This window comes from Klebsiella sp. Sb-30 (genome assembly GCF_057652795.1).
On record NZ_CM172749.1, the window covers coordinates 1,670,744 to 1,683,048 of the forward strand.

At 56.9% G+C, this 12,305-nt stretch carries 10 protein-coding genes and 1 riboswitch; of the genes, 5 read left to right on the forward strand and 5 right to left on the reverse strand.

Features of this window, described 5'->3' with window-relative positions; translation table 11 throughout:
* Positions 1–131: 131 nt before the first annotated feature.
* A complete protein-coding gene (locus AC236I_RS07915; RefSeq protein ID WP_064359070.1) occupies positions 132–2,108 on the reverse strand; it encodes an alkyl/aryl-sulfatase in 1,977 nt (658 codons plus the stop codon).
* 216 nt (positions 2,109–2,324) lie between these two features.
* On the opposite strand from AC236I_RS07915, the gene AC236I_RS07920 reads away from it, so the two are divergent.
* Positions 2,325–2,960 (forward strand): helix-turn-helix domain-containing protein, encoded by a 636-nt coding sequence (locus tag AC236I_RS07920; RefSeq protein WP_172418263.1) that lies wholly within the window; start codon positions 2,325–2,327, stop codon positions 2,958–2,960.
* A 37-nt stretch (positions 2,961–2,997) separates the two neighbouring features.
* Here AC236I_RS07920 and AC236I_RS07925 read toward each other — a convergent pair whose 3' ends face one another.
* Positions 2,998–4,974: an alkyl/aryl-sulfatase gene (locus tag AC236I_RS07925; protein ID WP_411294225.1), complete on the reverse strand. Its 1,977-nt coding sequence runs from the start codon at positions 4,972–4,974 to the stop codon at positions 2,998–3,000.
* A gap of 231 nt (positions 4,975–5,205) precedes the next feature.
* Positions 5,206–5,302: riboswitch (TPP riboswitch) on the forward strand.
* Between the two features lie 34 nt (positions 5,303–5,336).
* On the opposite strand from AC236I_RS07925, the gene thiM reads away from it, so the two are divergent.
* From thiM to AC236I_RS07940, 3 genes are read left to right on the forward strand one after another with little or no spacing between them, the layout of a single operon-like run.
* Positions 5,337–6,113, forward strand: coding sequence for a hydroxyethylthiazole kinase (gene thiM, locus AC236I_RS07930; RefSeq protein ID WP_044350880.1), 777 nt, complete (start codon positions 5,337–5,339; stop codon positions 6,111–6,113).
* Positions 6,110–6,910: a bifunctional hydroxymethylpyrimidine kinase/phosphomethylpyrimidine kinase gene (thiD, locus tag AC236I_RS07935; RefSeq protein ID WP_015583862.1), complete on the forward strand. Its 801-nt coding sequence runs from the start codon at positions 6,110–6,112 to the stop codon at positions 6,908–6,910. The genes thiM and thiD overlap by 4 nt, the downstream gene beginning before the upstream one ends.
* 41 nt (positions 6,911–6,951) lie before the next feature.
* Positions 6,952–7,698 (forward strand): GntR family transcriptional regulator, encoded by a 747-nt coding sequence (locus AC236I_RS07940; RefSeq protein ID WP_015583863.1) that lies wholly within the window; start codon positions 6,952–6,954, stop codon positions 7,696–7,698.
* On the opposite strand, the gene AC236I_RS07945 is transcribed toward AC236I_RS07940, so the two are convergent.
* The 3 genes from AC236I_RS07945 to AC236I_RS07955 are packed head-to-tail and all read right to left on the reverse strand — an operon-like array spanning position 7,672 to position 10,912.
* Positions 7,672–8,637: a PfkB family carbohydrate kinase gene (locus AC236I_RS07945; protein ID WP_487608735.1), complete on the reverse strand. Its 966-nt coding sequence runs from the start codon at positions 8,635–8,637 to the stop codon at positions 7,672–7,674. The genes AC236I_RS07940 and AC236I_RS07945 overlap by 27 nt on opposite strands.
* Positions 8,634–9,638 (reverse strand): ADP-ribosylglycohydrolase family protein, encoded by a 1,005-nt coding sequence (locus tag AC236I_RS07950; RefSeq protein WP_487608736.1) that lies wholly within the window; start codon positions 9,636–9,638, stop codon positions 8,634–8,636. Before AC236I_RS07950 ends, AC236I_RS07945 begins: the two co-directional genes overlap by 4 nt.
* Complete coding sequence (locus AC236I_RS07955) at positions 9,635–10,912, reverse strand: nucleoside permease (protein WP_015583866.1); 1,278 nt, start codon at positions 10,910–10,912, stop codon at positions 9,635–9,637. The genes AC236I_RS07950 and AC236I_RS07955 overlap by 4 nt, the downstream gene beginning before the upstream one ends.
* 247 nt (positions 10,913–11,159) lie before the next feature.
* Between AC236I_RS07955 and fbaB the strand changes: the two genes are divergently transcribed.
* Complete coding sequence (fbaB, locus tag AC236I_RS07960; protein WP_015583867.1) at positions 11,160–12,212, forward strand: class I fructose-bisphosphate aldolase; 1,053 nt, start codon at positions 11,160–11,162, stop codon at positions 12,210–12,212.
* Positions 12,213–12,305: the final 93 nt, after the last annotated feature.

A 12,305-nucleotide genomic window follows, 5' to 3' on the forward strand; every position in this document is an offset into this window, starting at 1 on the left:
GCAGTGGGAATGCAAATGGCGCGGGAGAGCGGGCGCCGGTTCGGTGAAGAGAGATGAAGGTTAAAGCCGAGGGAAAAGACAAAATGCCCCACGGCCGAAGGTCGTGGGGCAGGGCAGCGTAGCCCGGGAAATTATGGGGTGACGATGTTGAACCAGAACTCAAACTTGTCCATGTAGCTCAGCATTTCGTCCAGCTTCGCGCCATTACCGCTAATTTTTACGTCGCCTTTCTCTTCAGCCTGCTTCAGCGTCTCCTGTTTCAGGATGATGTTGTTCAACGTGTCGCGGCTCAGCGTGATAGTGGCGTCGGCATCTTTCGCTTCGACGTTGGCGGTGTGGTTAAGCACGCCGTTTTCCAGCTCCAGTTTGTACTTCCCGCCGTCTTTGCCGAGGTCGATATTAAACACCGCTTTAGCATGGCCGGCTTTCACGCCATCGATATGGACGGCCAGATAATCGAAGAACATTTCCGGCGTCATGGCGCGTACGGTATCCGGGCTGGCGGTGTTCGGCGTCGGCAGTTTCTGTACGCCGTTACGCAGCTCCTGGGCGCCGGTGAGGTAGAAGTTACGCCACGGACCGGATTCGGCCTGATAGCCCAGTTGCTCCAGGGCATCCGCTTCCAGGTTTTTCGCCTGCTGGTTTTTCGGGTCGGCAAAGACCACTTTGCTGGTGACCTGAGCGACCCAGCGGTAGTTACCCTGGCGGTAATCATCCTGGGCCTTTTTCAGCACCTTATCCGCGCCGCCCATGTATTCGACAAACTTCTTCGCCGCCTGCTCTGGCGCCAGTTCGTCGAGGGTTGCCGGGTTGCCATCGAACCAGCCGAGATAGAACACGTAGGTGGCTTTCACATCATGACTTACCGAACCATAGTAGCCGCGGCTTGCCCACTGTTTTTCCAGCGATGGCGGCAGCTTAAAGTTAGCGGCGATTTCATCACGGGTCAGCCCTTCGTTGGCCATGCGCAGAGTCTGGTCATTGATATAACGATACATATCGCGCTGACCTTTCATCAGCTTAACGATGTTGTCGTTACCCCAGGTCGGCCAGTGGTGCTGGGCAATAATGACTTCGGCATCGTTGCCCCAACGTTCGATGGCGGCATTGATATATTTCGACCAGGCCAGTGGATCGCGAATTTTTGCGCCGCGCAGCGAATAGGTATTGTGCAGCGTGTGGGTCACGTCTTCCGCGGCTTCGATCATTTTCTTCTCTTTGACGTACCACAGCATTTCTGACGGTGCCTCAGAGCCGGGGGCCATCATAAAGTCGTAGGTCAGGCCGTCGATCGTTTCTTCCTGCCCGGTGTGCGTAATATAGTGAGTTGGCTGCAGCAGGGTCACGGTACCGGCGGAGGTGGTGGTGCCGAGTCCGGCGCCGACCTGGCCTTTAGCATCAGGCTTCAGCAGGTTACCGTACATATAGCTGGCGCGGCGGCTCATGGCGTTGCCGGCCATAATGTTCTCTGATACGGCTTCTTCCATAAATCCGGCCGGGGCGTAAATTTTGACTTTGCCCGATTTCACATCGGCTTCATCCACCACCCCGCGGATACCGCCGTAGTGGTCAACATGGCTGTGGGTGAACAGAATGGCCACCACCGGTTTTTTACCGCGGTTTTTGAAGTACAGCTCCAGACCTTCTTTTGCCGGTTCTGCGCTCAGCAGCGGGTCAATAATAGTGATCCCTTTCGCGCCCTCAATAATGGTCATGTTGGAGAGGTCAAGATTACGGATCTGATAAACACCGTCGGTGACTTTGTACAGACCGCTGATGTTGATCAGCTGCGACTGACGCCACAGGCTCGGATTGACGGTGGCCGGCGCTTTTTCCCCTTCTTTGATGAAGTCGTATTTTGCCGGGTCCCAAATAACGTTACCCTGTTCGCCTTTAATGACGTCCTGCGGCAGGGCGGCAACAAAGCCTTTATGTGCATTGTCAAAGTCGGTTTTATCAGCAAACGGCAGCGTGTTATACAGCGCGTTATTTGCCTGCTGAGTGGCTGCGGTGGCCTCTTTCGGCATAATCTGAGCGAAAGCAGAAACCGACAGCGTTGTTAAAACACCGGCCAGCGCCAGATGTTTTGCGATTTTATTTAATTTCATTGAAGGGCCTCTTGGATAATTATCTTCGGCGGTAAAGAATAATGATGAAACGACGAAAGCAAATCTGGATTCATTGTTGACCATTGTAAGGAAAATGCATGCGGGCGATAGTCCCATATGGGACTGGTCAGCAAGCGGAGTAATACCGTAGTGAATAAGCGTGATATTCGCTGCTATACTAAAGCCGACAGCCGCCGGTGCTGGAAGGAGAAACGCGTGAATTTTCAGGAAGTACACAGCTATTATCAAACGCTGAAAATAGATACCTATCTCGCAGAAATAATCGAGGAAGGCGAAGCGTTATCCGTAGGAATAAATAACAAAATAGAATTAAACCCCGGCTATATTTATTTTTGCATGGCTGGATCGATCGCGATGTTCATGCCCGGGAATGGATTAATTGTCGGTAATACCATTGAACATATGCCGGTTGGCCTGCTGGAAAGGTATTGTCCGCTGGCGAAGTTTGAATATAGTGCGGTGACGCCGGTAGAACTGATCAAAATACCCTATGCCGCATTCGACCGTATTTTTATCCACAATAACCCGCAGCGCGTTCAGGAGCTGGTGACGATCATGGCGTACATGACTATCTTCACGCTCGATCTGCACAACGAACGTCGGCAGCTGACCAGCTATCAGACGATTCGGCCGATGCTTTTTCGGTATCTTTACCGCCAGCAAACCCATAAAGGCGAAAATGAAGGGCTGGCGCTGTTTATCATTAAGCGAACGAACCTGTCGCGGACTCACGTTTTCCGGGTGCTGGCTGACCTGAAAGCCGGGGGCTACATCACGATGGTGAGGGGCAAGCTGATCTCCATCGATCGGCCGCTGCCGGAGGAGTACTAGGGGATACTCCCGCAGCCGGGGCTGCGGGAGCGAGGCGTTACGGCGTGACGATATTGAACCAGAATTCAAACTTGTCCATATAGCCCAGCATCTCGTTCAGCTTCTCACCGTTACCGGTGACCTTCACTTCGCCCTTATCTTCAGCCTGTTTCAGGGTCTCTTCTTTCAGGATGATTTTGTTGAGCGTCGCGCGGTCAAGCACGATGGTTGCATCGGCATCTTTCGCTTCGGCATTGGCGGTGTGGTTCAACACGCCGTTTTCCAGCTCCAGCTTGTATTTGCCGCCGTCATTGCCGAGGTCGATGTTAAATACCGCTTTGGCCTTACCGGCTTTTTCACCGTTGATATGCACGGCCAGGTAGTCGAAGAACATTTCTGGCGTCATGGCGCGCACGGTGTCCGGGCTGGCGGTGTTCGGCGTCGGCAGTTTCTGCACGCCGTTACGCAATTCCTGCGCACCGGTGAGGTAGAAGTTACGCCACGGACCGGATTCGGCCTGATAGCCCAGCTGCTCCAGGGCATCCGCTTCGAGGTTACGCGCATCCTGGTTTTGCGGATCGGCGAAGACAATCTTGCTGACCACCTGGGCGACCCAGCGGTAGTTACCCTGCGAGTAGTCTTCTTTCGCTTTCTTCATGATGGCATCGGCGCCGCCCATGTATTCCACGAATTTCTTCGCCGCTTCTTCCGGCGGCAGTTCGTCGAGGGTCGCCGGGTTGCCGTCAAACCAGCCGAGATACAGCACGTAGGTGGCCTTCACGTCATGGCTGACGGAGCCGTAGTAACCGCGGTTCGCCCAGGTATGTGCCAGGCTGTCCGGCAGCTTGAATTTGGCTGCGATTTCGTCACGGGTCAGCCCTTCGTTGGCCATGCGCAGGGTCTGGTCGTTGATATAACGATACAGGTCACGCTGGCTTTTCAGCAGGTTAACGACGTTTTCGTTGCCCCAGGTCGGCCAGTGGTGCTGAGCCATGATGATCTCAGCTTTATCACCCCAGCGTACAATCGCTTCGTTGATATATTTCGACCATGGCAGCGGTTCACGAATTTTCGCGCCGCGCAGGGAGTAGGTGTTGTGCAGGGTATGGGTGACATCTTCCGCCGATTCGATGAGTTTCTTCTCTTCGATATACCACAGCATTTCGGACGGCGCTTCGGAGCCCGGCGCCAGCATAAAGTCGTAGGTCAGGCCGTCGATAACTTCTTTCTGCCCGTCCTTCTCGATGATATTGGTCGGGGCAATCAGGGTCACGGTACCGGCGGAGGTGGTGGTCCCCAGCCCGGCGCCCACCTGGCCTTTGGCATCAGGCTTGAGCAGGTTGCCGTACATGTAGCTGGCGCGACGGCTCATGACGTTACCGGCCATGATATTTTCCGCCACCGCGGCTTCCATAAAGCCGGACGGCGCATAGATTTTGACTTTGCCCGCTTTCACGTCGGCTTCATCGATCACGCCGCGCACGCCGCCGTAGTGGTCAACGTGGCTGTGGGTGTAGATAACCGCCACGACCGGTTTTTTACCGCGGTTTTTATAGTACAGATCCATCCCCACTTTCGCCGTTTCGGCGGAAACCAGCGGGTCAACCACGGTAATCCCTTCTTTCCCTTCGATGATGGTCATGTTGGACAGGTCGAGGTTACGAATCTGGTACACGCCGTCGGTGACTTCAAACAGACCGCTGATGTTGATCAGCTGAGACTGGCGCCACAGGCTCGGGTTAACGGTATCCGGCGCTTTTTCTCCCTCTTTAATGAAGGCGTACTGCTGCGGATCCCAGACCACGTTGCCTTGCTCGCCTTTGATGACCTCGGTAGACAGGGCGGCGATAAAGCCTTTGTGGGCGTTGGTGAAATCGGTGTTATCGGAGAAAGGGAGCTGATTATACAGTGCGTCATTCGCTTGCTTTGTTGCTGCTGCTGCCTCTCCCGGTGCAACCTCAGCCCAGGCGGGAAGGGTAATGGCCGATAGCATTCCTGCTAATGCCATTCCTTTCACTATGGGGGTTAAGCTCATTGGAATCCTCATGTTTTCGCTGATTCACTCGGTATTTTCGATATGACGTCATGTTAAGATTTGTAACACTTACTTAAACAATAACCGCTTGTTTCCATTGATTAAGTTTATGGTTACAAAAATGTTTATTTAGTTAATAAATGGTATTGGCGGCGTTGGGGGGATCGCGGCGGGGCGCTTGCGTCAGGCGTCGGCTTCCCGTAACCTGCCTGCAGAGAACGTTTATATCTTCTCAATGACTCGGGGTGCCCTTCCTGGTGAAGGCTGAGAAAGACCCGTACCACCTGATCTGGATAATGCCAGCGTAGGGAAGTCAGAGACCAAAGGGTCGTTGCTTCTTCATCGCCTGGCTGGAGCAAACGATGCAAGCTGAGCCTCTCAATCCCGCGCATATTGCGCATCTGCAACATCTTTTTCGCCGTCATTCCCCCCTTGTTCACTGCATGACTAACGATGTGGTACAGACCTTTACTGCCAACGTACTGCTGGCGGTCGGCGCCTCGCCCGCGATGGTGATCGATCCGCAGGAAGCGAGCCAGTTTGCGGCACTCGCGGATGCGCTGCTGATTAACGTCGGAACCTTAACCGTCGACCGTGCGCAGGCGATGCGCGCCGCGGCACTCAGCGCGCAAAACGCGGGCAAACCGTGGGCGCTGGATCCGGTGGCGGTCGGGGCGTTAACCCTGCGCAGCGCGTTTTGCCATGAATTGTTGAGCCTGCAACCGGCCGCCATTCGCGGCAATGCGTCTGAGATTATGGCGCTGGCCGGAATGAGCGCCGGCGGACGCGGGGTCGATACTACCGATACCGCGGCGGCGGCGCTGCCCGCCGCACAGGCCCTGGCGCGGCAGATCAATACCATTGTCGCGGTGACCGGCGAAGTAGATTACGTCACCGACGGCCAGCGTACGCGTGCGGTCAGCGGCGGCGATCGGTTGATGACCCGGGTCGTGGGGACCGGCTGTGCGCTTTCGGCGGTGGTGGCGGCCAGTACCGCCATGCCTGGCGATCGCCTCGAAAACGTTGCTGCCGCCTGCGGGCTGATGAAACAGGCGGGCGGCGCGGCGGCGCGCGGCAGAGGGCCGGGCAGTTTTACCCCGGCATTTCTTGACGCGCTGTACGGGGAGAACAACGGATGAAACGAATTAATGCGCTGACTATTGCCGGTACTGATCCCAGCGGCGGCGCGGGGATCCAGGCCGACCTGAAAACTTTCTCTGCCCTCGGGGCCTATGGTTGTTCGGTGATCACCGCGCTGGTGGCGCAAAACACCCGCGGCGTGCAGTCGGTCTATCGCATCGACCCGGATTTTGTTGCCGCACAGCTGGATTCGGTATTCAGCGACGTCCGTATCGATACCACGAAAATTGGCATGCTGGCGGAAACGGATATCGTGGAAGCCGTGGCGGAGCGTCTGGCGCGCTATCAGATTGACAACGTTGTCCTGGATACGGTCATGCTGGCGAAAAGCGGCGATCCGCTGCTCTCGGCTTCGGCGGTGGCGACGCTACGCACCCGCCTGCTGCCGCAGGTTTCGCTGATCACGCCGAATCTGCCGGAGGCGGCGGCGCTGCTGGATGCGCCGCACGCGCAGAGCGAGAAAGAGATGCTGGAGCAGGGGCGGGCGCTGCTGGCGATGGGCTGCGGCGCAGTGCTGATGAAAGGCGGTCATCTCGACAACGCGGAAAGCCCGGACTGGCTGTTTACCCGCGATGGCGAGCAGCGCTTCACCGCGCCGCGGGTCCAGACTAAAAATACGCACGGAACTGGCTGTACGCTCTCCGCGGCGCTGGCGGCGCTGCGCCCGCGCTATCGCGACTGGGGAGAGACGGTTGCCGAGGCGAAAGGCTGGCTCTCTGCGGCGCTGGCGCAGGCGGATTCGCTGGAGGTGGGCCACGGTATCGGGCCGGTTCACCATTTCCACGCGTGGTGGTAAGCCTGATATACTGGCGTGAGAATTCTGCCAGGAAAAGATAAATGGAACAGGCGCATACCCGGTTAATTAGCCAGCTTGTTGAACGGATTGCGGCGTCGGATAACGCGCCGCTCTATCTGAAGTTTGCCGACACGATTAAGGATGCCGTGCGCAGCGGCTGGCTGGAAAATGGCAATATTCTTCCCGGTGAACGCGATCTCAGCCAGCTGACCGGCGTGTCGCGCATCACCGTCCGCAAAGCGCTCCAGCTGCTGGAAGACGAAGGCGTGGTGACCCGCTCGCGGGGTTACGGGACGCAGATCAACAATATCTTTGAATATTCGCTGAAAGAAGCGCGCGGCTTTACTCAGCAGGTGGTTTTACGCGGCAAGAAGCCGGATACGCTGTGGGTGAATAAACGCGTTGTCAAATGTCCGGAGGAGGTTGCCCGCCAGCTGGCAATCGCGGTGGGCAGCGATGTGTTTATGCTCAAACGCATTCGGTATGTTGATGAGGACGCGGTCTCGCTCGAAGAGTCCTGGGTGCCTGCGCATCTGATCCATGACGTCGATGCGATCAGCGTCTCGCTGTATGACTACTTTCGCAGCCAGCAGATTCTGCCGCAGCGGACCCGCTCGCGCGTCAGCGCCCGGATGCCGGACGCCGAATTTCAGTCGCATATTAAGATGGACAGCGCCATCCCGGTGCTGGTGATCAAACAGGTTGCCCTCGATCAGTACCAGCACCCCATTGAATACAGCATCAGCTACTGCCGCAGCGATCTATACGTTTTTGTGTGCGAGGAGTAGCGCTTCGCGGTGCGGGGCGCAATCGCCGCCCCGATGGCCCACGACCCAGGCCGCAACGGCATTCCCCAACGTCACCGCCTCCCCCAGACTCCAGCCGGCGGCCAACCCGGCAAGCGTACCGCCGGCGTGACTGTCCCCGGCGCCGATCGTATCGACGACCGTGGTCGGGAAAGGGGCGGCGAGACCGCTCTCCTGCGGGCTGAAATAGCAGGCGCCTTCTTTATCCAGACGCACAATCAGCGGTGCGGCATATTTCTTCAGCCAGGCGGCGCCAAATGCGCTGACCTCGGGCGAAAATCCGTGCGCTTCAGCCGCGATGACGGCTTCCTGGCGGTTGACGGAAACCAGTGGCTTCAGGGCCATCAGACGCGTCATCAGCGTTTCGGGAATATCGGCAATCCGCGGGCCAAAGTCGATAAAGGCGCTTACCTGCGGCTGCCGTTCCAGCCAGGAGACCAGTCGTTCGCCGCTGGCGGATGCCAGCTGATAGCCGGAAAGATAGACCAGGCTGCCGGAGGGGGCATGCACGCGTTCGAGCCACGCATCACACCACTGATTTTCCACACCGCTGAAGGATATAAAGGTCCGCTCGCCGTCCGGCTCTACCAGCGCCAGGCACCAGCCATTGTCGCCGTCTGCCTGGCTGATGACGCTGGTTAACCCCTCTTTGGCGAGGCGCTGGCGGATAATTTCCGCCCACACGCCCTGGCCAATCGGCAGCGCATTTTGTGCATCGATCCCCAGCCTTTTTAAGGTCACGGCGATGTTTAACGCGCAGCCGCCGACATTGACGCTCTGTTGCTGCAGTTCGATATCACATCCGCGCCAGGGCAGAGCATAGGCGTCGGCGATCACGTCAATCACCGCGGCGCCGAGGACGGTGACCGGACGTTGCGCCTTCAGCGTGGCCAGTTTATCCGTTAACTGTTGGGCATTCATTCGGCCTCCCGCTGCTGACGATAGTGCATCAGGGCATCGGCGTAGCGCGTGAAGTCCAGCTTATTGACCTCGTCCAGGCGTGCCTTGAAAGCACTATCGATGGCGGAAATCCCGTGTAACGCGCCGCAAATCGCCGTCGCCATGGCCCCGATGGTATCGGTATCGCCGCCCAGATTGGCGCAGAGAATGGCGCAGCGGTTAGGGTCGGTACCGGCCAGTTCCACCATCGCTATCGCGCACGGGACGGATTCAATGGTGCTGGTTCCGGCGCCAATCAGCTGATAAAGCTGCTCGCTGGCGGACTCGAGGCCATCTGCCTGGCGTACGGTGCGTAACGCCAGCTCAATACGCAGCGCCAGCGAGGCGCTAAAGGTTGTGGTCTTCTGTTCCTGCGCGTAGCGCGCCACGGCCGGCAGGGCGTCAACAATCGCTGGCCAGCCGGCGCCGTCAACGGCGCGGGAGATTGCCCAGGCGATAACCGTCGCGCCGGCGATGGCTAAATCCGATTTATGCGTCGGGCTGGAGGCCGCGGCCACGTCGCTGATAAATGCATCAAGATTGTCGCCCGGCAGCAGGCAGCCCAGCGGCGAGGCGCGCATCGCCGCGCCGTTGGTCACGCCGTTATTGTCCAGTTCGCTTACCGGTTTGCCGTTGCGAATCGCGTTGAGAGCAATTTTCGATGTCGGTCCTAAGACGTTTTTATTAAATGCATCAAAGCCTTCTGCCCAACGCAGAATATGTCGGCCAATGACATCCGGGACGATCTGCCCGTCGCATTCGATAATGGCGTCAGCGAGGCACAGGGCCATCGAGGTGTCATCGGTAAATTCCGCCTCGGCAAAGTAGCAGGCGGCGTTATTCTCCGCCGGGCCCGGCAGGAAGCGGTCGATCCAGCCAAAATGGGCTTTCACCCGCGATCGTGGCCATAGCTCTGACGGCATGCCCATCGCATCCCCTAACGCCTGCCCGTAAAGAGCACCGAGAATACGTTCTGCTTTCATTTCACTTCCCCTTGTTTAAGCTCAGCATTTTCTGTATCGACGTCGATGGTCGTAATTTCTTTGTCCGATTCCCGGAAAAACACCATGAACAGCACGGCGATAATCGCAATCATGATGGCGCCGAACGTCCACATGCCCGCCCAGTTGAAGGTGAGTCCGTTGACGGGTTGCGGGTAGGCGAACATTTTTTCCATCATCACGCCGCCGAGGCGGTAACCGAGCAGGCTGCCAAAGCCCTGGCAGCAGAGCGTAATTAACCCCTGGGCCGCATTACGCATCGATACCGGCGCCTTCTTATCAACGTAGATATAGGCGGTAACGTAGTAAAAATCGTAGCTGACGCCGTGCAGCAGAATACCGAGGAACATCAGCGTATAGGTGAAATAGTTCTCCGCGCCGCCGAAGACAAAAAAGCCATAGCGAATGGCGGCGGTGATCAGACCAAGTAACAGAACCTTTTTAATACCAAACCGTTTAGTAAAGAACGGCAGAGCCAGCATAAAGAAGATTTCAGAGAACTGGCCGAGGGTCATCCAGCCGGTGGCGTGCTTCATGCCGGCTTCGGTGAGGTAGCCGTTGGCGAAGATGTAATAGAAGGCCAGCGGCATGGCAAACAGAAAAGAGCAGAAGAAAAAGACGAGGAAGTTTTTGTCGCGCAGCAGGATTAACGCATCCAGCCCCAGCATCACTTTCAGGTCCAGTTTTCCACGGCTTTTCGGCGGCGTGTCCGGCAGGAACAGGGCAAAGACGCCGAGCAGCGCAGAGCTGCCTGCGGCAATCAGCAGCGGGACATTGGTGGGCGAAATGTCGCTCAGACCGAACATCTGCGGTAAAAATCCGCATACCAGCCCGGAGCCGATCCAGCCGATCGTCCCCATCACCCGAATCCGCGGGAAATCGCGCTCAACGTCCGCCACGTTAGAAAAGGCGATGCTGTTGGTCAGCGCAATGGTCGGCATGTAGGTTAGCGAGTAGGCGAGCAGGAGCGGGAAGAAGCCGCCGAAGGTCGTCTGCTGCGCGGCGAAGTACATCAATATCGCCCCGGCGAACATCAGCACCGCCAGCACTCTCTGTGCGGAAAAGAAGCGGTCGGTCAGCGATCCCACCAGGATCGGCGAAAGAATCGCGGCGATGGCGGTACAGGCGTAGGACCAGCCGATTTCACCGGCGCTGAAGCCGCTTTTACTCAGCCACAGCCAGAGAGGGACAAACCAGGCCCCCCAGATAAACCATTCAACGAACATCATGAACGACAGCTTTGCTGTAGTTTTCATCTTTAGATCCTTCATGACAGGTAGGGTACGCCTTTAAGATACCACTTGATAATACCTTTAAAATACCTTTGAGCGGATTGTTTGAGCAGGCTAACACTTTTTGTCCCTGAATCGTGCCAGCTGAAATGGCTGAAAAGTGCGATTCCGGCTGGAAAATATGCTAAGACGGTACCAGGCTTAACCTGCCCAAATAAGTGGGTCAGGATAATACATGCCGGCTGCGGCCGGCACTTACGGGAGCATAGCTATGACTGATATTACGCAGTTGCTTGGCAAAGATGCCGACAGCCTTTTACAGCACCGTTGTATGACCATTCCAGCCGACCAGCTTTATCTGCCGGGGGCGGATTACGTTGACCGGGTCATGGTGGATAACAATCGTCCGCCGGCGGTGCTGCGTAATATGCAGACCCTGTACAATACGGGGCGCCTGGCCGGAACCGGATACCTTTCCATCCTGCCGGTAGACCAGGGCGTGGAACACTCGGCGGGCGCCTCTTTTGCCGCCAACCCGCTCTACTTTGATCCGAAAAATATCGTCGAACTGGCTATCGAAGCCGGTTGTAACTGCGTAGCGTCCACCTATGGCGTACTGGCCTCGGTATCGCGTCGGTATGCGCACCGCATTCCCTTCCTGGTGAAGCTAAATCATAACGAGACGCTGAGTTACCCGAATACCTTCGACCAGACGCTGTACGCCAGCGTTGAGCAGGCCTTTAATATGGGGGCGGTGGCGGTGGGCGCGACGATCTACTTCGGTTCCGAAGAGTCGCGTCGGCAGATTGAAGAGATCTCCGCGGCGTTTGAACGCGCGCATGAACTGGGGCTGGTGACCGTGCTGTGGGCCTATCTGCGTAACCCGGCGTTTAAGAAAGATGGCGTCGATTATCATGTGTCGGCCGATTTAACCGGGCAGGCTAACCATCTGGCGGCCACCATTGGCGCTGATATCGTGAAGCAGAAAATGGCGGAAAATAACGGCGGCTATAAGGCGGTGAACTTTGGTTACACTGACGATCGCGTCTATAGCAAGCTGACCTCGGAGAATCCTATCGATCTGGTCCGTTATCAGCTGGCGAACTGCTATATGGGACGCGCCGGGTTGATTAACTCCGGCGGCGCGGCGGGCGGTGAAACTGACCTGTCGGATGCTGTACGTACGGCGGTCATCAATAAGCGTGCGGGCGGGATGGGGCTGATTCTCGGTCGTAAAGCGTTTAAAAAATCGATGAGCGACGGCGTGAAGCTGATCAACGCCGTACAGGATGTTTACCTCGATGGCAAAGTGACGATCGCCTGATCCTGAATGCGGTAAAAAAATCGCTCTGTCGGGCGTCATGCTGGCCACTTAAGGTGACCAGCATTTTTTTTGCTTTATCACCGGCGAGGACAG

Excerpts from the sequence above, each read along its gene's own strand:
- fbaB (WP_015583867.1), top strand. The coding sequence starts at position 11,160 with ATGACTGATATTACGCAGTTGCTTGGCAAAGATGCCGACAGCCTTTTA.
- AC236I_RS07950 (WP_487608736.1), bottom strand. The coding sequence starts at position 9,638 with ATGAAAGCAGAACGTATTCTCGGTGCTCTTTACGGGCAGGCGTTAGGG.
- AC236I_RS07925 (WP_411294225.1), bottom strand. The coding sequence starts at position 4,974 with ATGAGCTTAACCCCCATAGTGAAAGGAATGGCATTAGCAGGAATGCTA.
- thiM (WP_044350880.1), top strand. The coding sequence starts at position 5,337 with ATGCAAGCTGAGCCTCTCAATCCCGCGCATATTGCGCATCTGCAACAT.
- AC236I_RS07915 (WP_064359070.1), bottom strand. The coding sequence starts at position 2,108 with ATGAAATTAAATAAAATCGCAAAACATCTGGCGCTGGCCGGTGTTTTA.
- AC236I_RS07955 (WP_015583866.1), bottom strand. The coding sequence starts at position 10,912 with ATGAAAACTACAGCAAAGCTGTCGTTCATGATGTTCGTTGAATGGTTT.
- AC236I_RS07945 (WP_487608735.1), bottom strand. The coding sequence starts at position 8,637 with ATGAATGCCCAACAGTTAACGGATAAACTGGCCACGCTGAAGGCGCAA.
- thiD (WP_015583862.1), top strand. The coding sequence starts at position 6,110 with ATGAAACGAATTAATGCGCTGACTATTGCCGGTACTGATCCCAGCGGC.
- AC236I_RS07940 (WP_015583863.1), top strand. The coding sequence starts at position 6,952 with ATGGAACAGGCGCATACCCGGTTAATTAGCCAGCTTGTTGAACGGATT.